The 19,270-nt window shown below is 62.5% G+C and carries 18 protein-coding genes and 2 pseudogenes; 6 read left to right on the top strand and 14 right to left on the bottom strand.

Features of this window, described 5'->3' with window-relative positions:
* The first annotated feature begins 99 nt into the window (after positions 1-99).
* Entirely contained in the window at positions 100-1,932 is a 1,833-nt protein-coding gene (locus NKI16_RS12630) for a hypothetical protein (protein ID WP_352691142.1), read from the top strand.
* On the opposite strand, the gene NKI16_RS12625 is transcribed toward NKI16_RS12630, so the two are convergent.
* Genes NKI16_RS12625 through NKI16_RS12585 form a run of 9 tightly spaced genes read right to left on the bottom strand, consistent with a single transcriptional unit; the run spans position 1,869 to position 11,146 of the window.
* On the bottom strand, positions 1,869-2,162 hold the full coding sequence (locus NKI16_RS12625; protein ID WP_352691144.1) for a hypothetical protein: 294 nt from the start codon (positions 2,160-2,162) through the stop codon (positions 1,869-1,871). The genes NKI16_RS12630 and NKI16_RS12625 overlap by 64 nt on opposite strands.
* 24 nt (positions 2,163-2,186) lie before the next feature.
* On the bottom strand, positions 2,187-3,233 hold the full coding sequence (locus NKI16_RS12620; RefSeq protein WP_352691146.1) for a UDP-glucuronic acid decarboxylase family protein: 1,047 nt from the start codon (positions 3,231-3,233) through the stop codon (positions 2,187-2,189).
* Positions 3,234-3,256: 23 nt separating this feature from the next.
* A complete protein-coding gene (locus NKI16_RS12615) occupies positions 3,257-4,366 on the bottom strand; it encodes a CgeB family protein (RefSeq protein ID WP_023676130.1) in 1,110 nt (369 codons plus the stop codon).
* Positions 4,363-5,457: a CgeB family protein gene (locus NKI16_RS12610; protein ID WP_352697982.1), complete on the bottom strand. Its 1,095-nt coding sequence runs from the start codon at positions 5,455-5,457 to the stop codon at positions 4,363-4,365. The genes NKI16_RS12615 and NKI16_RS12610 overlap by 4 nt, the downstream gene beginning before the upstream one ends.
* On the bottom strand, positions 5,454-6,584 hold the full coding sequence (locus NKI16_RS12605) for a CgeB family protein (RefSeq protein ID WP_352723996.1): 1,131 nt from the start codon (positions 6,582-6,584) through the stop codon (positions 5,454-5,456). The genes NKI16_RS12610 and NKI16_RS12605 overlap by 4 nt, the downstream gene beginning before the upstream one ends.
* Before the next feature lie 2 nt (positions 6,585-6,586).
* A complete protein-coding gene (locus tag NKI16_RS12600) occupies positions 6,587-7,690 on the bottom strand; it encodes a glycosyltransferase family 4 protein (protein WP_352922864.1) in 1,104 nt (367 codons plus the stop codon).
* Positions 7,675-8,967 (bottom strand): TIGR04295 family B12-binding domain-containing radical SAM protein, encoded by a 1,293-nt coding sequence (locus NKI16_RS12595; RefSeq protein WP_352922861.1) that lies wholly within the window; start codon positions 8,965-8,967, stop codon positions 7,675-7,677. The genes NKI16_RS12600 and NKI16_RS12595 overlap by 16 nt, the downstream gene beginning before the upstream one ends.
* A complete protein-coding gene (locus NKI16_RS12590) occupies positions 8,964-10,043 on the bottom strand; it encodes an NAD-dependent epimerase/dehydratase family protein (protein WP_352922858.1) in 1,080 nt (359 codons plus the stop codon). The genes NKI16_RS12595 and NKI16_RS12590 overlap by 4 nt, the downstream gene beginning before the upstream one ends.
* On the bottom strand, positions 10,040-11,146 hold the full coding sequence (locus tag NKI16_RS12585) for an NAD-dependent epimerase/dehydratase family protein (RefSeq protein ID WP_352922856.1): 1,107 nt from the start codon (positions 11,144-11,146) through the stop codon (positions 10,040-10,042). Before NKI16_RS12585 ends, NKI16_RS12590 begins: the two co-directional genes overlap by 4 nt.
* Before the next feature lie 257 nt (positions 11,147-11,403).
* Between NKI16_RS12585 and NKI16_RS12580 the strand changes: the two genes are divergently transcribed.
* Positions 11,404-11,676 carry a hypothetical protein gene (locus NKI16_RS12580; RefSeq protein WP_023676123.1) on the top strand — a complete coding sequence of 91 codons (273 nt, stop codon included), beginning with the start codon at positions 11,404-11,406 and terminating at the stop codon, positions 11,674-11,676.
* A gap of 6 nt (positions 11,677-11,682) precedes the next feature.
* Here the strand turns inward: NKI16_RS12580 and NKI16_RS12575 are convergent, their stop codons facing one another.
* The 3 genes from NKI16_RS12575 to NKI16_RS12565 form a co-directional block, all read right to left on the bottom strand.
* Positions 11,683-11,865, bottom strand: coding sequence for a hypothetical protein (locus tag NKI16_RS12575; protein ID WP_352579605.1), 183 nt, complete (start codon positions 11,863-11,865; stop codon positions 11,683-11,685).
* Between the two features lie 383 nt (positions 11,866-12,248).
* Positions 12,249-13,082 (bottom strand): NAD(+) synthase, encoded by an 834-nt coding sequence (nadE, locus tag NKI16_RS12570; protein ID WP_023676120.1) that lies wholly within the window; start codon positions 13,080-13,082, stop codon positions 12,249-12,251.
* Positions 13,030-13,395: a LexA family protein gene (locus NKI16_RS12565; RefSeq protein ID WP_352579606.1), complete on the bottom strand. Its 366-nt coding sequence runs from the start codon at positions 13,393-13,395 to the stop codon at positions 13,030-13,032. The genes nadE and NKI16_RS12565 overlap by 53 nt, the downstream gene beginning before the upstream one ends.
* Positions 13,396-13,441: 46 nt before the next feature.
* Here NKI16_RS12565 and NKI16_RS12560 point away from each other — a divergent pair.
* Positions 13,442-14,128: pseudogene (locus NKI16_RS12560) on the top strand (IS630 family transposase); the annotation flags it as partial.
* Positions 14,129-14,333: 205 nt separating this feature from the next.
* Here the strand turns inward: NKI16_RS12560 and NKI16_RS12555 are convergent.
* The gene (locus NKI16_RS12555; protein WP_023676118.1) at positions 14,334-15,230 is read right to left on the bottom strand and encodes a LysR substrate-binding domain-containing protein; all 897 of its coding nucleotides are present in this window, start codon (positions 15,228-15,230) and stop codon (positions 14,334-14,336) included.
* Positions 15,231-15,558: 328 nt separating this feature from the next.
* Here NKI16_RS12555 and NKI16_RS12550 point away from each other — a divergent pair, with 328 nt between their 5' ends.
* From NKI16_RS12550 to NKI16_RS12540, 3 genes are all read left to right on the top strand, one after another.
* Positions 15,559-16,584 (top strand): aldo/keto reductase, encoded by a 1,026-nt coding sequence (locus tag NKI16_RS12550; RefSeq protein ID WP_051406112.1) that lies wholly within the window; start codon positions 15,559-15,561, stop codon positions 16,582-16,584.
* Between the two features lie 142 nt (positions 16,585-16,726).
* The gene (locus NKI16_RS12545) at positions 16,727-17,449 is read left to right on the top strand and encodes an SDR family oxidoreductase (RefSeq protein WP_023676116.1); all 723 of its coding nucleotides are present in this window, start codon (positions 16,727-16,729) and stop codon (positions 17,447-17,449) included.
* Positions 17,450-17,512: 63 nt separating this feature from the next.
* Positions 17,513-18,346: an SDR family NAD(P)-dependent oxidoreductase gene (locus NKI16_RS12540; RefSeq protein WP_023676115.1), complete on the top strand. Its 834-nt coding sequence runs from the start codon at positions 17,513-17,515 to the stop codon at positions 18,344-18,346.
* Between the two features lie 117 nt (positions 18,347-18,463).
* Here the strand turns inward: NKI16_RS12540 and tnpC are convergent.
* Positions 18,464-19,171 (bottom strand): annotated as a pseudogene (tnpC, locus tag NKI16_RS12535) (IS66 family transposase); the annotation flags it as partial.
* Between the last annotated feature and the right edge of the window lie 99 nt (positions 19,172-19,270).

The following is a 19,270-nucleotide window of genomic DNA, read 5'->3' as shown; positions in this document are numbered from 1 at the left end:
TTGTTCCTTGCCGGCTGCAAAAATCGTGCAACCGATGGTGGATCAAAGTAGCGCTCGCCGAGTTGTGCAGCTGGGAGTGAGGCCAACCGGGACGGAACAATGATCGTCTATGGCGACCACAAGCGAATTGAGAGCGCGCGATATGTTCGCGGCTCGGCCTGCAAAGCGGCCGGGCACATTGCGGATATGCCAAGCGGGATCGGACGGCACGCAGCCCTGGTCGGCCTGTTCATCAAGATCTCGGAATTGGTCCAGGGCCTTGCCGATGCTGAATTCGAGGCCAACGGCATGGACAGGAATTCCCGACAGCGGATCGCGGGCGCAAATCTCCTGGTCGGCTTGGCCCGGGACGTGGGCAGATCGTGGGCGGCCGGATTCGCCATCGACGGCCCGGTCGATGCCGAAGTGCCGCGAATGCTGGCCGAACTCGATTGCGATGGCGAAATCCTCATCGGCACGGCCGAGGGCTACGCCCATTACGCGCTCTATCCGGAGAGCTATTTCGTCGCCGCGCGGCAGTCGGGTCTCGATGCGAACACATGCGTAATCGGCATCCGCAGCATCGGCCTGGGGCTTGCAGCGATGGTGGCTGCAGCCATCGGCGCACCGGCACCCGTCAGCGTCCGTCCGACCGGTCATCCGTTTCGCAGGCGGCTTGCCGCCGATCCGGAACTGATCGGCGGCTGGAGGACAAGGCCATCGGCCCATTTCGCTGTCGTCGATGAGGGCCCGGGCCTGTCCGGCAGCTCGTTTCACGCAGTCGTCGCATGGCTGCAAGCGCTGGATATCGATGCCGGGCGCATCCATCTGTTCCCCAGCCATTCGGGTGGGCCGGGCCCCGAGGCATCGACGAACAGTCGGGAGGCATGGACGGTTTGCCAAAAACACAGCGTGGATTTCGAACGGACTTTCCCTGCTGGATCCGCTGTCCCGACGTTGCGGGATTGGGTGGCCAGGACGATCGGCCGCACAGCGGCCAGCCTGACCGAAACATCCGCCGGAGAGTGGCGTCGCTTGCACTATGGCTCGCTGGATCATTGGCCACCTGTTCACCGCGGCTTCGAGCGGCGAAAGTTCCTCGCTTTTGCGGGCCGGGGAAAATGGTCGGTCAAATTCGTTGGCCTCGGCGAAATCGGAATGCAAAAGGCCGAGACCGCCAGGAAGCTGCACGATGCAGGCTTTGGCCCGGAAGTCGCCGGGCTGTGCCATGGCTTTCTCGTCGAACGCTGGATCGACGGTGCAACGCTGGACCGGGCAAGGCTTTCGAAAGAAAAAATGGTCGCTCATCTCGCGCGCTATCTGTCCTGGCGCGCAGCCAATCTGCCCGCCTCCCAGCCGGGCGCCTCGCTGGAGGCCCTTGCCGACATGGCCGTGCGGAATACAAGTGAGACGCTGGGCGAAAACCGCGCGGCGGAGCTGCAGAACTGGTTTTCGACACGGGCTCCACCCAAGAACATGCAGCGGGTCGAGATCGACGGGCGGCTTCATCCGTGGGAGTTCATCCTTTCGCGCGGCGGAACGCTGATCAAGACGGACGCCCTCGACCATTGCCGATCGCACGATCTGATCGGCTGCCAGGACATCGCCTGGGACATTGCCGGCGCCCGTGTCGAGTACAGCCTCTCCGACGCAGCGACTGCGGCACTGTGCAAAGCTGTCGAGGCGACTACCTCTCGTCGCGTCGATGCCAATCTGGTCCACTACTACGAGCCCTGCTATCTCGCCTTCCAGCTTGGCTTGTGGAGCATGGCTGAGCGATCGGGCGATGATCGGGAACAGATCCGGCTGGCGGCCGCGGCAAGACGTTACGCTGCCGCGCTGCTTCGTTTCCTGGAAAGCCAAGGCGACCTGCCGCCGCTCGACCAGGATCAGTCCAGCCGGCGCAGCATATCCGCTTCCTTTTCGAGGATGGCCGCTACCTCCTCGCGCTGAAGATGCGTCATCATCAGGCTCACACAACATTCCAGATAGGTGATGGAGGCGCGCCGCAGGAAGGCAGCCGTCTCCTTTGCGGCCATTTGTTCGATGTCTTTGGCGGATCGCTTCGGATGCACAATCGTCTCCATGCCGGTACCTTGACAGAACCAGAAGCTGGACGGGTTGTTCCCGCAACGAGAAAAAGTGACCAAATCCGAGACGACGGCGCTTTCCGTCGTGACCAAGCAGCGGCCAGACGCTCCCCGCCTTCAGGCCGGCAGGTTTTGCAGCCGGCCTGATGCAGAACGCACGGTGGCGGCAATTCGACGTCTTCTGTCGACCATCTGCGCCGTCTCAAGCTCGGCAAAATAGCCGATTGTGCGCATCAAACCCTGCCTGAGCGGCACTTTGGGCGACCAGCCGAGAAGCTTCCTTGCACGGGAAATGTCGGGTTGCCGACGACGAGGATCGTCTTGCGGCAGCGGCAGGAATTTCAAGTCCGATTTGGTGGCGGTCATGCCTCTCACCAGGCCCGCCAGTTGCAGGATGGTGAACTCCCCCGGATTGCCTAGATTGATCGGCTGGCGCGGGTTGGGATTGACCTCCATCAACCGGATCAAGCCGTCGACCAGATCGGAAACGTAGCAGAACGACCTGGTCTGCAGCCCGTCGCCGAATATCGTCAGCGGCCGTCTCTCGAGTGCCTGCATGATCAGATTGGAAACGATCCGTCCATCCGCAGGATCCATCCTGGGACCATAGGTGTTGAAGATGCGCGCGACACGGATATCGGCCTTTCCCATTCTCAAATAATCGAAGCACAAGGTTTCGGCGGTGCGCTTGCCTTCGTCATAGCAGGCGCGGGGGCCGATGCAGTTCACGTGGCCGACATAGTCTTCCTTCTGCGGATGCTGTTCGGGATCGCCATAAATTTCGCTGGTGGACGCCTGCAGGAAGCGGGCGCCATTACGGGCGGCGAGCTCCAGCAGATTGAGCGTCCCGATGACGCAAGTCCGTGTCGTGTGGACCGGGTCGGCCTGATAGCGTGGTGGCGAGGCCGCGCACGCCATGTTGAAGATGCGGTCAACCGGTTCGCCAAGCTCCAACGGTCGGCAAATGTCTTGCTTGATCAGCCGAAAATCCGGACGATCGGCGATCGATGCTATGTTCTCCATGCGGCCGGTAAGGAAATTGTCGACGCAGATCACGCGCCAGCCGGCCTGGAGCATTGTCTCGCAAAGATGCGAACCGAGGAAACCTGCGCCGCCGGCGACAAGCACGGTCTTGGTCCGTTGCGCCTTTCTTGATAGCTGCATCTCTATCTTCTCCCGTCTGCGGGTCATGCTGCGCTCTCGACGTCCAGATCGAGAACAGAACGTGGCGATTTGGCCTGCGCCAGCAGCGAAACGAATTCGCGGGCTCTTGCGATGCTTGTGTGAGCTGCGAGGATGAGCACGCGCGCCTGCCTGGCCATGGCAAGCCGGGCGCCGTCGGATTCCCCAGACAGGATACCGATTACGTCCTCGGTCCTGCGCGCCGTGTGGATCGTCCGCTCTGGAAACAGGCTGTCCAGTCCGGCCCAGCTATCGCTGATGATCGCCGTGCCGCAGGCGGCTGCCTCGAAGAGGCGCACGCTGGGCGACCATCCGGCCGCGATCATGGAACTGCGCGTGACGTTCAACGTGTAGCGTTGGCGGCTGTAAAAGGCGGCGTGATCTGCCGGCGGCAGGTGTTCGATGCGATCCACATTGTCCGGCCAGGCGATTTCGCGCGGATATTGCGAGCCTGCCACGACGAAGCGGCGCTCCGGCATGCGACGCGCCGGTTCGAACAGCAGGGCCTCTAGCGTCGCCTGGCGGTCGGGGCTGTAGGTGCCGAGATAGCCGAGATCCCAGCGGATTGGATCACCGGTTCCGTGATGCCGTTCCGGGTCGACGGAGCAGTAGAGCGGCTCGGCCCGCCTCGCGCCGAATTCCGCCGTCAGACGGGCAAGCGTCGGCCCGCCGGTGAAGGAGAAGTAGACGTCGAAATACGGGACCTGCCGCCTGGCAATGTACTCGCAATCATCGGTCGAAAGCTTTGCCAGCGTGATCGGCGTGTCGATGTCGTAGAAGCAGAACTGACCCGTGCACAGCGATGCCACGACGTCGATGATTTCAGGGCCTTCGGGAACGAAGGAGCCGACGACCACGATATCGGCATCGCGCAGACAGCGCGCAAAATTGCGGCGAAGATCATCGATCGTTTCATAGTAGCGCAAGGCGCAGAAATCGGGATCGCGCAGATCCCGGTGACTTGCGTACCACGGCACGTCGCGTTCGAGAAAAGTGACGCGGTGGCCGAGTTCGTGGAGACCTTTAAGCAGCCCCCGAAAGGTGGTGGCGTGGCCGTTTCCCCAGGATGAGGAGAGCGACAGGCCAAGAAAGACGATGTCGAGCGGCTTTGTCATTCGGCCGCCTCCACGGTCGGACGCTCGAAATGGCGCCTGAAGATGGCGTCGGCTAAAACGGCACGTGTCGTGTAGGTATGTTCGCCAAGCACGCGCCGAAGCGCCGATGTCCCGATCGCCTTAGCCCGTTCGGCACTAAGGCTTTGCATGATCTCGGCGACGTCCTCGCCATCGCGCGCGACCAGGATTTCCTCGCCGGGTTTCAGGAACAGGTCCACGCCGAGCCAGGCGTCGGTGATGAGGCATGCGCCGGCGCCCGCCGCCTCAAAAACGCGCGTCGCAGGTGAAAAGCCATTGGCCGCCATGCTGTCGCGGCTGATGTTCAGCACCGCCTTGGCCGTGACGTTCAATGCATTGTGGTCGCGCGTGCCGACATGGCCGAGCCATCGGACATTGGCGGGCATCTGCTTGTCGCCCCAGCCCGATCCGCCGAGCAGGAAGCGCTGATCGGCGGAGCGGCCGGCCGGGTCGAGGAAGAAGGCTTCGACGCGCGCCTCGCGGTCCGGCAGCCGGTTGCCGAGAAAGGCGAGATCGCAGGCAAAGCGCATGTCCTTGCCGACCGGATGATGCGTTTCCGGATCGAGCGCATTGTAGATCGGCACGCATTCGGCCGCCCCCATTGCCCGATAGGCCCAGACCACCGGGTCGCCGCCGCCATAGGTCAGCACGAGGTCGATTTCCTGCAGCGCGCGATGCAGCGGATGGTCGGGCTCGTCGCGCAACTGGCCAAGCGTCGCCGGCGCATCGACATCCCAGAATACGGTGAGCGCATCGGCACGGGCGTGATCGAGCACCGCCCGCAACAGCGCGTCGTCGGCGAAACCGACGCCGCTTGCCTTGACGACGATATCTGCCTCCGCCGCCCGCGCCGCCACCTGCATCATGGCATGCGGAGTGGCCTCGTAGACGACGACGGCACACCAGTCCGGCGCCGCGATATCGCGGTTCTTCTGGCGATCGTAGACGTCCGGCTCGTAGAAGGTGATGTCATAGCCGAGCCTTGCCAGGGCCTTGAGCAGTCCGCGGTAATAGGTGGCCGCGCCGTTCCAATAGGACGACAGCAGGCTCGACCCGTAAAATGCGATCTTCATTCGGCGGCCTCCTTTGCAAGGATCGTGTCGGCGGCTTGGCGGTGCCCGCATTCGGCGAGCACGCCGAACAGCTCATTCGCCCGGTGCCGGCATGTGTGCCGCAAGCGGATGGTCTCGAGGCCCGAAGTCGCCAGAGAGGCGGCGAGATCCGCGTCGTGCAGCACGGCGCGAAGATGACGCCGCATCTCGGAACCGTTGTTTGCAAACAGAAAATCTACGCCGGGCCTGAACAGGCGTTCGACATCGGACCACGGCGCCGAAACCAGCGGGATGCCGCAGGCGAGCGCCTCGAACATACGGATGGTCGGGATGCCTGGCAGGCTTTCGCGGTATGGACGCCTGGGGATGTGCACTGTGATGCGGTTTGCTGCAAACGCCTTCGGCACGTCGGCGTTGGCGATCCAACCTTCGTAGTGCAGGCCGGCGGCCGCAAGGTCGGCGAGCGCTTGCCGTGGATAGCGAACGCCGTGGACAGTGCCGCTCAATCCGAGCTCACGCACCGGCTCGACCAGGAATTCCCTGATTTCGGCGCTGCGCTCGTCGTCGCCCCAATTGCCGATCCAGATCAGGTCGGCGCAGCGCTCGATTTCAGGATGGGGCTCGAACAGATGGTCATCGGCTGCCTCGTGCCAGGTAAAGACCCGCTTGCCCCATCCGGCGCGAAGATAGCTTTCCCGCAGCGCCGCGCCGAAGGCGAGCACGCCGTCGTAATGTTCAAGCTGCAAGGCAGAAATCGCTTGCGTGGCCGAGATGGCGCGATGGTGCGTGTCGTGGAACAGCAGCGTGAAACGGCCGCCAGTTGCTTTCGCCTTGCCCAGCCGCGCAACAAGGTCCGGCTCGGTCCACTCATGCACGATCACCACATCGGCATCGGATATCCAGGCTTCGTGGTCGAAAGCGGCATCGTAGGTCACCGGCATCAACTCGGGGAAATCCTTCCGGAATCGCTCGATCGCGAAGGACCCTTTCTCGGCTACCAGGTTCGACCGGCTCCAACCGTCGGCGGGTTCCAGCGCGATCGCCTGGTGCCCGCGCGCGACCAGCTCGCGCATGATGCCGCGCAGGAAATGTGCGTTGCCGTGGTTCCAGTCGGAAACGATCGAATGGGTGTAGAATAAAAATCGCATAATCAATTATCCGCCATGGTGGCCAGGGCCGCCTTGTCGTAGACGCCGCGCATGGCGGTCGCCTGCCTTGCCAGTGAAAATCTGCGGCTTCGGCGCGCCGCCGCCTCACCGAGCTCTCGCCGGCGCTGCGCGTCATTGCAAAGGCCATTGATGCAGCTGGCGAGATCACTCGGATCGCGCACGTCGTAGAACAGGGCCGCGCCGTCCCACAGTTCCTGGTAGGTCGCGATATCGGCGAGCACCAAGGGCGTTGCCGACATTGCGGCTTCCAGCGTGGCCAGGCCGAACGGTTCGTAGAGCGACGGCGATACGAAGATACCGGCCCGAGCCATCAGCGAGCGCACTTCCTCATGTGGCACCGGCCCGAGGGGAACGGCGCCACTGAAGCCAACATGCTGGCCGTCCGGCCCTTGCTGCGAGCCGGCGACGAAGACCGGCCATTGCGTCAGGGAGGCGGCCTGGTCAAGCACCGCCGCGTTCTTTCCTTCATCCCACCAGCGCGCAGCGGCGAAAACGATCGATTCCCGCCTTTCGCTCTTCGCGCCGGGCCGTGCGCCGTTGCCGACGACACTCAGGCGCGCGATCGGCCCGTAGCAGGTTTCGAGCATGTCGGCATGGCTGCGGCTGGGCGCAACGACCATTCCTGCTTTGTCGAGACCGCGCCGGTTGCGGTCCTTCTGCCAAGCCCATTCGCCGTCCGCCGCCTGTCCCTTGACGGCGTGGAACCATGTCACCACGCAGGAATGCGACACCGCCACGACGGGGCAGGGCACGTCGAGCCCCGCGGCCTGCGTCGGCGCGTTGAGATGGACGATTTCGACGGCGTAGTCACGTATGAGCGGGTGCAGCTCCTGCTGCAATGTGTCGAGGTCGTGCTCGTTGCGGGTCATCCAGTCGGGCGGCGTGTTGAGCCATGTCAGCGTTGCGAATGACTGGGCCTCCTCCGCCTGCTGCCTGGACGGTTCCGGACCAAGCCCGGCAAGCACGACGCTGTCGCCGCCGGCGACCAGTTGCCTGGCCAGATCGAGCGCATAGCGCCAGACGCCGCCAACCGCATCGACAGTCATCAGGATACGCCGCGGCCGCGGGCTCAGTGTCCGCAACATGTGGCCTCCAATTCGGCCAGCGGACGCGGCCGCTTCTCCTGGATGTCGCTGAACGTTCGGAAGGATGCGAGATAATGTTCATGCGCGCGCTCCCAGGCGAGATCGTCCGGCTCGCCCCAAAGTTCGCGGTAGCTCGGCGAACTCGGATAAGGATAGAGCGGCACCGGTTCGTTGGCCCAAACGCCGTTGTCGATCAGGTGCTTCCGCCAATAATCGACGAGCGCGGGATCGTCCTCGACCACGCCGATCAGATTGGCCTGCACGAACGGCACGTGGCGCCTTGCGTCGACCAGCAACGCGGCCAGCTCCTCGGTGCCCAAACGGCAGCGTTTTGCCAGCATGGCGCGGCCTTCCACCGTCAGGCTTTCGAGGCCCGCCTCGATCGAGACGCAGCCGGCGGCACCGAGCAGCTTCAGCAATTCCGGCTTCCAGAGGTCGATACGGGTCTGCACGCCGAACTTCACATCACGATCGACCAGCGCCTCCAGCAATGCCTTTTGCGGCAGGAAGATCTCGTCGATGAAATAGATGTAGCCGACGCCCTGTGCGATCAGCCGGTCGATCTCGGCGATCACTGCTTCGTGGTTCCGGCGGCGATAGGCATCGCGGAAATCGATCTTGGCGCAGAAACTGCAATTATACGGGCAGCCGCGCGACGCCTCGACCTCCGCTCCAAAGCCGACCTGGTCGTCGTCGAAGCGGTGATGATGGTGCGAATGGGCGGCAATCCAGTCTGATGGCCATTCGAGCGCTGGGTGATCGATGAACGAGCTCGCATGCACGCCGCCGTTCGAGACCAGTTCTCCATCCTCGAAGTGGGCGGTGGACGGCACCGCACTCCAGTCGTCGCGCCGGGCAAGTTCCGCGACCACTTCCTCGCATTCGCCGCGCACGACGATGTCGACGCCAAGCTTGCGCAAAGTCGGCGTCGGCGTCGCCGAGCCATGCGGCCCGACGGCGACGGTGCGACCGCCGCGCCCGGCAAGATGGTTGAGAAAATCGGCCGGCACGCGCAACTCGGGCGGTGCGCAGCGCCAGAACAGGTAGGTCGGCGCGGTGCTGACGACGGTCATGTCAGGCTCGAATGCGGCGGCGCGATCGGCGAGCGCGGCGTTGTCGAGCTTCTGGATCTGCCCGTCCAGCATCAGCACCTCGTGGCCGGCTGCTTCGAGCAGCGCTTTCGAATAGCCGAGTTCGAGCGGCAGATGCGGCTGGCGGCAGCCGAAATAGATGCTGTCCTGGTAGGTCCAGGACGGATTGACCAGAGCGACCCTCATGCCACGTACCTCGCCGGTTCGGGATGCGGGTCGAGGCGATGATGCTGCAGCCAGTCGGCGAGGTCGCGGATGCCGTTTTGCCACGGGACGTGCGCTTTCCATCCCAGCGCCGCCTCGATCGCGCGTGTGTCGGCGACGAAGAACGGTTGGTCGCCGGTGCGTTCGCGGTCGTAACGAATCGGAACGTCCCGTTTCGTTATGTCGCGAATCTCCTTCAGCAGCATGCGCAGGCTGACGGCGTTGTCCGGTCCGCCGCCGAGATTGAATGGCTGGCCCTTGACCGCCTCGATGCGGTCGAGCACGGCGCGGTAAGCCGCGACCGCGTCGGCAACGTGGAGGATGTCGCGCACCTGCTTGCCATCGCCATAGATGGTGATCGGCCGGTCGGAGAAGGCACTAAGCAGGAAATGGGCGACCCAGCCCTGATCCTCCGTCCCGAACTGGCGCGGTCCATAGATGCAGCTCATGCGCAGCACCGCCGTCGGCAGATCGTATGACTTGGCGTAATCGAGGACATACTGGTCCGCCGCGCCCTTGGAGCAGCCATAGGGCGTGCAGAAATCGAGGCCGCGCGTCTCGTCGATGCCGTGCGCATGGACGCCCGCGTCGCGAGGCGCGTATCTGCCGCCTTCTTCGCGCATGGCGAGATCGGCGAGGCGGCCATAGACCTTGTTGGTGCTGGCGAAAACGACGGGGATGCGCTTGCCGCTGCGGCGAGCGGCCTCCAGGACGTTGAACGTCCCGCGCAGGTTGATGTCGAAATCCTCGTCCGGCCGAACCAGGCTCGTGGTGACGGCGGTCTGCGCGGCAAAGTGGAAAACCGCCTTCGAACGCGCCACCAGCGGCATCAGCGCCTCGGCGTCACGGACATCGGCGATTTCGACGGCGAGGCGGTTGCCGTGCTTTTGCGTCAGCCATTCCAGGTTCTGTTCGACGCCGGGACGGCTCAGATTGTCGATGACCAGCACCGGCTCGCCGTCCGACAACAGGCTGTCGGCGAGGTTCGAGCCGATGAAGCCGCTGCCGCCGATAATGGCGACGGGCGCTTCGCGAAAATTGCGTGAATCCGGTCTCATGATACCAGCCCTCGCGCTTCGAGTTCCCGCTTCATCTCGGCGCTGCGATCGATGGCGACCGTGTTACGCACCCAGGCGACGAAATCGCCGAGCGAATGCTCCAGCCTGTACTGCGGCTGGAAGCCGAGCAGTTCGCGCGCCTTCGAGATGTCGGCAAAGCAGTTGCGGATATCGCCGGAGCGTGCCTTGCCGAGGATTTCCGGCTGGCGGCCAGGCACGCCCATTGCTTCGGCGAGCAGCCGGGCGACCTCGCTGACCGCGTAGGCTCGCCCGCTGCCGATGTTGATGACGTGGCCGCGCGCCTGGGGCTGTTCCAGCGCCAGCCGGAAGGCGAGGGCGACATCGCGTACATGAACGAAGTCGCGCTGCTGTTCGCCGTCTTCGAAAATCAGCGGCCGCTGGCCATTGGCGATGCGCGAGGCGAAGTTCGCCAACACGCCGGTATACGGGTTGGAGAGTGCCTGTCCGGCACCGAAGACATTGAACAGGCGCAGCGCCACCGCATCGACGCCATAGGCTTCGCCGAAGATCAGCACGGCGCGTTCCTGGGCGTATTTCGTCAATGCGTAGATCGAGGCGAGGTCGACCGGTTTCTGCTCGTCGGTCGGCAGCGGCGACAGGACTTCTCCTTCCGGCGACAGGGGATTCCATTGGCCGCTGCGGATGTCGTCCGGCTGCCGTCTTGCATTGTCGATGCGCCGGCCGTCCGGCGTGGCATAGAGACCCTCGCCATAGACGCTCATCGACGAAGCAACGACGATCCGTTCGATCGGCCGTTTGATCAGTGCCTCCAGCAACGTGGCGGTGCCGAGGTCGTTGGCGCCGACATAGCGGGCGATCTCGTACATGGACTGGCCGACGCCCACTTCAGCCGCCAGGTGAATGATCGCGTCGACATCGTCGACCGCCTCTGCGATGGCGTCGCGATCGCGAACGTCGCCTTTGATCAGCTTCGCGCCTGGCGGCAGGCTGATTGCCTCGCCGCCATGCACCTGGTCCAGCAGCGCATCGAGAATTGAAACCCCATAGCCATGTTCAACGAGTTCCTGGGCGACGTGGCGGCCGATAAAACCGCAGCCTCCCGTGACCAGTATACGTTTCACGACAACTCCTCATACGAATGGCTTTGCCGCCCCAAACTTCCGGGCGAAAGGTTTGTTCCCTTGCTTCAACAAAGTTCAGGAGGCTCGCCGGGGTAGGTTCAACCAGGCGTGGGAACATCGAAGGCTGCTTGGTGTTAGGAGCCATGTTCGACCAACCGCGCGCACATGCCGGGCAGCGATGCATCTGCTGGTTGTGTGGAGGCAGACCGGCAACGCGGGGGTCTCGCGGTCTGCGGTGGAATCGAAGGGAGATTGCGATGTCTGAATCGAAGACGACCACCGATCACGACGAAATCCGCCGTTGGGCCGAGGATCGCGACGGGCGGCCGGCGGTGGTGCGCACCAAGGGCGAGGGCGGCATACTGCGCATCGACTTCGGCGAGCCTGAAGAGACGTTCGAGCCCGTCGAATGGGACGAGTTCTTCAGGATCTTCGATGAGAACGAACTGGCGTTCCTCTACCAGGATGAGACCAGCGGCGGAAAGACTAGCCGCTTCAACAAGTTCGTCGAGCGCAGCCGGAAAGGCTAACATCGTCTAGTACCCCTGCACAGAGGATTCGACGGGTTCGATGGGTTGTAGCCTGGGTAGGATATCGGGTTTGACGAGCAGTTCAAATGCTGCGCCGAGGCCCGGTTGCCTGCGGATCAATCCGACCCGCTCGAGGGTGAGCACCATCTGATGGACGGAAGGCGCGGTGACGCTGAAGAAGCGCTGCATGTCGCGTTGGCCGCAGAACTATTCGAGACGACGGAAGCGATCGAGCGCGTCCTCGTCATAAGGGATGCCTCCCAACTCTCGGGGTGCGCCGAGGCTAGACTTCGCCTGGAAAAGGCGACGACGCGCATCATCGACTATGGCAGCGGCGACCTCACGCAAGAACCCTTTCACGTGAGGATCGTGCTTGCAGATGGCGTCGCCGCCTACGTCGGATCGGCCAACCTGCTCAGGCGCTCGAAGGTAGCAAACCCGAGTGCGGAATATTATCGAGTCCGGCTGTTCATGCCGTCAAAGTGCTCGTCGATGCGGTTGCCAACATGGCGGAAGCAATCTCCACGAGGTGCTGACCACGAAACGGTATCATGGAACTATTGCCAATGCCGTCATGGCGAGAGTGTTAGCGCAATCGCTGTCACCGGAAGCGCGCGCTTATGTGCCGTGCTGGAATGCACATGAAGAATCCGCGTCCGCGCGGCCTCGTCGATTTCCTTGCCTTCGAGGAAATCGTCGATCTGTTCATACGTGACGCCATGGGCATCTTCGTCAGGACGAAGCGGGACAAGGTTCTCCAGGTCGGCGGTCGGGATCTTGTCGACGAGTTCGGGCGGAGCGCCCAGATGCGCGGCCAAGGCTCGCACCCTGCGTTTGTTTAGCCCCGAAAGAGGAAGGATATCGGCGGCGCCGTCGCCGAACTTGGTGAAGAAGCCCATCAGTGCCTCGGCCGCATGGTCGGTGCCGATGACCAGTCCTCGGCTGGCGCCGGCGAGCGCGAACTGGGCAATCATGCGCTGACGCGCCTTGATGTTGCCAAGCAAGAAATCCTCGCGGCCTGCGTCGCCGAACTCGACACCAGCCCGCTTGATCGAATCTAGCATTGCGTCGGCAGCCGGCTTGATGTCGACCCGATGCACTTCGTCCGCCCCTATGGTGTCCAAAGCCCGCTGGGCGTCGCTCTCGTCGGCCTGGTTGCCATACGGGAGCCGAACGGCCAGGAATTTGGCGTCGTATCCAGCCGTTCGCAGTTCCTCAACGGCCCGTTGAGCCAGAAGGGCCGCGGCAAGTGAATCCACCCCGCCGCTGATCCCCAGTACATAGGTGCTGAGCCCCGATGCACGCAGATACGTGCCGAGAAAGTCGATACGCCGGCGTGCCTCCAGCGCGACGTCAACACTGGGAGCGACACCCAACGCGTTGATAATCATTTCCTGTTCGGTCATTGGCAGTGGGTGCTCCTGATATCACAGCAATGACGGGTTCGATGGGTTGTAGCCTGGGTAAGATATCGGGTTTGACGAGCAGTTCAATGCTGTGCGCGAGGCTGGGTTGCCTGCGGATCAATCCAGCGCGCTCAAGGGCGAGCACCATCTGATGGACGGAAGGTGCGGTGACGCCGAAGAAGCGCTGCATGTCGCGTTCGGCCGGCGCGCGATCGTTGAGCAGGCCGTAGGTCCAGATGAAGGCGAGGTACTGGCCCTGCTTTTCGGTGAAGCGGGGTCGGTCTGGCGGCCGTCCGTCACCTAATTGATTCATTTTCTGATTCTTCCGGAACCTCCGCAACCGAAGGAGGCCTTCCGGGATGAATGTACGCTATCGCGTCGATCTCGACCAACCCGAACGCGACGAACTCACAGCCATGCTGGCAGGCGGCAAGCATCCGGCGCGCAAGCTCAAGCGGGCGCAGATCCTGCTTGCTGCCGATGCCGGCCGCAGTGACGAGACCATTGCCACAACGGTGGCGGTCGGCGGCTCCACTGTCTACCGCACCAAGCGCCGCTTCGTGGAGATGGGCCTAGAGGCGGCGCTCAGCGAAGAGCCACGCGCAGGCGCGCAACGCAAGCTGACGGGCAAGGAAGAAGCCCTGCTGGTGGCCACCGCCTGCTCCAGTCCGCCGCCGGGTCGGGCCCGTTGGACACTGGATCTGCTGGCCGATGCGTTCGTCAAGCTGACCGAGCACGAACAGCTGGCGCGCGAGACGGTGCGCCGGCGCCTGGCCGAGAACGATCTCAAGCCGTGGCGCAAGGACATGTGGTGCATTCCAAAGGTTGACGCGGAGTATGTCGCGCGCATGGAGGATGTGCTCGACCTCTATGCCGAGGCACCGGACCCGAAGCGGCCGGTGGTGTGCTTCGACGAAAGCCCGACCCAACTCATCGGCGAGGTGCGTCAGCCAATCCCGGCCGCGCCGGGAAGGCTGGAGCGCTACGACTGCGAGTACAAACGCAACCGCACCGCAAACCTGTTCGTCTTCCTCGACGCGCATCGTAAGCGCTGTTTGCCTCGCACCTTGACCACGACGCCGTTGTGCCGTTTCGAAGACTGCCGCTGTGACGGAGATGGCAACAAATGCGCCAACAGCGGACGTTGTTGGATTGCGATCCGCAGCACCAAGGTGACGAAGGCCGTCAATATTCTTCGCGTTGACAGCGGTTCTGTGGGACGCGAAAGCTGCGTCCAATAGGAAGCTCGCGCTACCTCTTCTCCAGGCCTTTGAGATGTTCGATGAAGGCCCGCAGTTTGGGGTGAACTTGAGACCGCTGCGGGTAGTAGAGGTACACACCCGAGCTTGTCCCGGTGAAGTGGTCCAGAACGACTTCGAGCTTGCCGCTCGTCAACTTGTCGCTGATCGCTTCTTCAGGGCTGTAAACGACCCCTAAGCCGTCGACGGCCGCATCGATCGCCAGCAGAACATCATTGAGGATCAGCGGCCCCTTTACCTGAACCTCAAATTCCTTGCCGTCGCTCTCGAACTCCCACCGATCGTACACACGATTGCCAGCTCCCGCGCAGATGCAAGGATGGGCCAACAGGTCTTTTGGATGTTCAGGGTGCCCATGCTTGTCAAGGTAGGCCGGTGCAGCAGCCACAACCCATCGGACGGGACCGAAGAGTTTGAGCGCCACGACATCTTTGGCAAGGATGTCTGACACCCGTATTCCTGCATCAAACCCGCGCTCGAATATGTTGGTGGCCGCGTTCTCGAAGAAGATCTCAACCGTCACATCCGGGTACTTTTCGATAAAGGTCGCGATCAGCGGCCTAAGGAAGTTCGGATAGACGGTCTGCGGGACATTCAAGCGCAGACGACCGGCAGGCTTGTCCGCTGCGCTTCCCGCGTCCTTCATAGCGGAAAGGATCGCATCCAGCGCCGGTCCCGCCTGTTGCAGGAATTTCTCCCCGGCTTCGGTCAAGCTCGTAGCTCGTGTCGTTCTTGTAAGCAGGGTGACGCCCAGGCGAGTTTCGAGGTGTCTGATCATCTTGCTTATCGCAGGCGGCGAAACCCTGAGTGCTTCTGCCGCCGCCGTGAAGTTCCGCTTCTCGGCGACAAGCGCAAACGCCACAAGCCCATCAAGCTGATCCTTGTCCATTATGAACCTCTGGTTAATGTCGCATCAACCCGAATGCCATTTTTTGAAAGGAACGGCCATCGTATTCTGCGCTCACTCACGAAGACACAGCCGCAAACGCTGATGTGTTTCGGAGGTTGATCAAACCCAGTGGAGGTGCAGCACCATGAAGAACTATGCAGACGATTTCGAAACAGGCGCTCCCGAGATGCCAAGCCGCCGTAAATTGTTCGCCGCTGGGCTAGGCATCGCCGCAGCGTCGCTGCTGCCTCTTTCCGAGTCGAGAGCTCAAACGGCAACATCGGGTGCCGCAGCCACAGGTGCAAGGTCATCGAACCTTCAGCGTCGCATGCTCGGCTCGCTGGAAGTCTCTGCCATGGGGATGGGCTGCCAAAACTTTGCCGGGATGTACAGCCCGCCCACGAACAGGCAGGAGGCGGTGCGGATCATCCGGGCGGCGCATGACCGGGGCGTGACCTTTTTCGACGTCGCTGAAGTCTATGGACCCTTCCTGGGCGAGGATATTGTTGGCGAAGCGCTTTCGCCGATCCGCGACCAGGTGATCATCGCGACCAAGTTCGGCTTCGACATCACGCCCGAAGGCCGGGTCACAGGCGTCAACAGCCGCCCTGACAATATCAAGCGGGTGACCGAGCAACAGCTCCGCCGCTTGAAGACGGACTACATTGATCTTCAATACCAACACCGTGTCGATCCGACCGTGCCCGTCGAAGACGTGGCCGGAGCGGTGCAGGAATTGATCCGTGAAGGCAAGGTCCGCCACTTCGGCCTGTCCGCTGCAGGCGAAGCGACCATCCGCCGCGCCCACAAAGTGCAGCCAGTCACGGCGGTGCAGAATGAATACTCTGTCTGGACCCGCGATCCGGAGGTGGAGGTTCTGGCGACCTGCGAGGAGCTTGGCATCGGGTTCGTGCCATGGAGCCCGCTCGGCATGGGATACCTGACCGGTACAGTCACCCCCATGTTCGTGCATGGCCCTGCCGACCTACGGGCCAACCTGCCGCGCTTCACGCCTGAAGCCCGCCGCGCCAACTGGCCGGTGGTCGAACTGCTACAGCGCGTAGGCGCACGTCGTCAGGCTGCGCCCGGCCAGGTCGCCCTTGCCTGGTTGCTCGCCCGCAAGCCGTGGATCGTGCCCATTCCCGGCCCGATAACGGAGGACCAGATGGACCAGAACATGGACGCGCTGCAGGTCCAGTTGAGTGCGGCCGATGTCAAGGAGATCGATGACGGCTTTGCCCGGATCACGGTCCAGGGCGCGCGTCTGAGCCCACCAATGCTCGCGATGATCGATACCGGCGCAAAACTTGGAACGAGTTCCAAGGGCGGAACCGGCATGTCACCGGTCAGGTGACCAACCCACAAGAACCGACGGGCTGAAGTCTAGCCGGGTACCTGCGGCGCTTCTTGTCCGAGGCGCTGCCACCTCTGTGGTCCTCGCTCCGGTCTTTCCGGATCGGTAGGGCCAGCCAGAGAGCACAACGAAGGAGACTACCATGAATAACAACAATCGGGTCGCTGTAATCACTGGTGCATCCTCCGGAATCGGTGAGGCGCTGGCACGTGAGCTTCTTTCAGAAGGATATCGCGTAGCCCTTCTAGGGCGGCGCCTCGAGCGTGTCGCGGCACTCGCAGACGAACTCGGCGAAGGCGCTATCGCGATCCAGGCTGACGTGACCGACCGGGACTCCATCGCTGGAGCCGCCGCGCGCGTCCAGGAGTTCGGCGGCGCCGATGTTCTAGTCAATAACGCAGGCGTGATGCTCACAGCGCCGTTTGGATCGGACAAGCGATCCGAGCATCGGCAGATGGTCGAAACCAATCTCCTGGGTGCCATGACTGTGACTGAGGTTTTCCTTGACCAACTCCGCGCCAAGAAGGGAGATCTGGTGAACATCTCTTCTGTGGCAGGTCGCGTAGCTCCAGCCGGGTTCGCTGCCTATTCGGCAACCAAATGGGGGATCAACGGCTGGTCCGAGGCGCTTCGCGTCGAACTCCAGCCTGACATCCGCGTGATAGTCATCGAGCCTGGTGCGGTGGCGACAGAATTATCCGACCACATCACCCACGAGGAAAGCAAAAAGTCTGCTCAGGACTACCGCGACAACGTTGCAATTCCGGCTCAGGACATCGCCGAAATCATAGCCTTTGCTCTCAGCCGGCCGAAGCGGACGTCCCTCAACGAGATCCTGGTCCGCCCGACCGTGCAGGCGATGTGAACAACTGTCTTACAGCCCGCCGCAAGATCGGTGAAGGGCTGACAACATGAAAGGACACATGAGATGAGTAACAAAGTGTGGTTCATCACCGGGGCAGGACGTGGCCTCGGCCTGGACATTGCCAAGGCGGCCCTGGCAGCCGGCCACAAGGTGGTCGCGACTGGCCGTAATCCAGACAAGGTGGCGAACGCTCTAGGTGCTTCCGACGACCTTCTTGTCGTGAAACTCGATGTCACCAGGGCCGCTGACGCCGACGCCGCCGCGCAGGCGACCCTTGAGCGGTTCGGACGGATCGACGTGCTGGTCAACAACGCGGCCAGCTTCTACGCCGGGTATTTCGAGGAACTGTCTCCCAAGCAGATGCAGTTGCAGCTAAGCACGAGCCTTGACGGTCCGATGATCGTGACGCGGGCGTTCCTTCCGGTCATGCGCAAGCAGCGCTCCGGCCAGATCGTCTCGATCTCCTCGACGGCAGGTCTGATGGGCTTTGAATTCTGCACAGCCTACTCTGCTTCGAAGTTTGGCCTCGATGGCTGGATGGAAGCGCTGCAGACTGAAGTCGGTCCGTTCGGCATCGAGACGATGATCGTCAACCCAGGCTTTTTCCGCACGGAGCTTCTGACGGAGGAGTCCACCAGTTACGCGGAAATCGCGATCGAAGATTATCACGAGCGACGCACGGCACAGATTGCCTTCTGGAAGTCCCAGAACGGCAAGCAGGGCGGTGACCCCGCTAAGCTGGCACGCGCTCTAATCACGCTCGCTGAGCAGGACGAACTGCCACGGCGCTTCCTCGCTGGCTCTGACGCTATCCAGGTGGCGGAGCAGAAGATTGCTCTCTTGCAGCAGCAGATCGAAGCGTACCGAGAACTGTCGAGTTCTCTCGCCATAGACTGAGGACGCTGGAACGCCCTGAGTCCACACCCTGCGTGCGGGCTTTGGGGCATTCGCCGATCCTCTATCTGCGTACCTTCCGAAGTCCGCTTTGGGCCGACTGTAGTCTTCGGGGCCACATTACTTCCCCTTGTAAGCCCAAGGCAGCAGCTCATCGATCCGGCTCTGCTTGTGACCGTTGACGATGGCGGTGAGCGTATTGATCAGGTAGGCCTGCGGATCGACAGCGTTGAGTTTGCTGGTCTCGATGAGCGATGCGATGGTGGCCCAGTTCTCGGCTCCAGCGTCGTGCCCCGCAAAGAGTGCATTCTTGCGATTGAGGGCTATCGGCCGGATGGTTCGCTCGACGCTGTTGTTGTCGATCTCGATGCGGCCGTCGGTCAGGAAGAGCTTCAAACCATCCCAATATTTGGCGATGTACGCCAAGGCCTCGCCGAGTGGAGACTTGGTCGCGACACGGGCCCGGTGATGGACGAGCCAGGTCTGCATGTCGGTGACCAGTGGCGTTGATCGTTCCTGTCGTCCGGCGAGGCGAGCCTCCGGATCAAGGCCACGCAGTTCGGCCTCGATCCGACCCAGTTCGCTGATCCGCTTGACGCCCTCTTCGGCGATAGGTGCTGCTCCGTTGCGGGTTATCTCCACCAGCTTGCGGCGAGCGTGTGCCCAACAATAGGCAAGCCGGATGTCCGAGCCGACACGGTCAGGTGCGATCAGTCTGTTGTATCCGGCATAGCCATCGACCTGCAGGATGCCGGAGAAGCCCTGCAATATCCGCTCGGCATGAATGCCCCGAGCGTAGGTGAAGGCCACACCAGGCGGAGCACCGCCGCAACTGGATGTTCTCAACCGAACAGGCGCGCCTCAAATTGGCCAAGGCCTATCCAAAGCCAACCGCCAAAGAGTCATAATCCATGTGCAGAGATGCTA

Source organism: Mesorhizobium sp. M0698, from assembly GCF_040320455.1.
Classification (GTDB): domain Bacteria; phylum Pseudomonadota; class Alphaproteobacteria; order Rhizobiales; family Rhizobiaceae; genus Mesorhizobium.
Note: the sequence above shows the minus strand (reverse complement) of the source record. Positions and strands in the feature narration are given on the sequence as shown.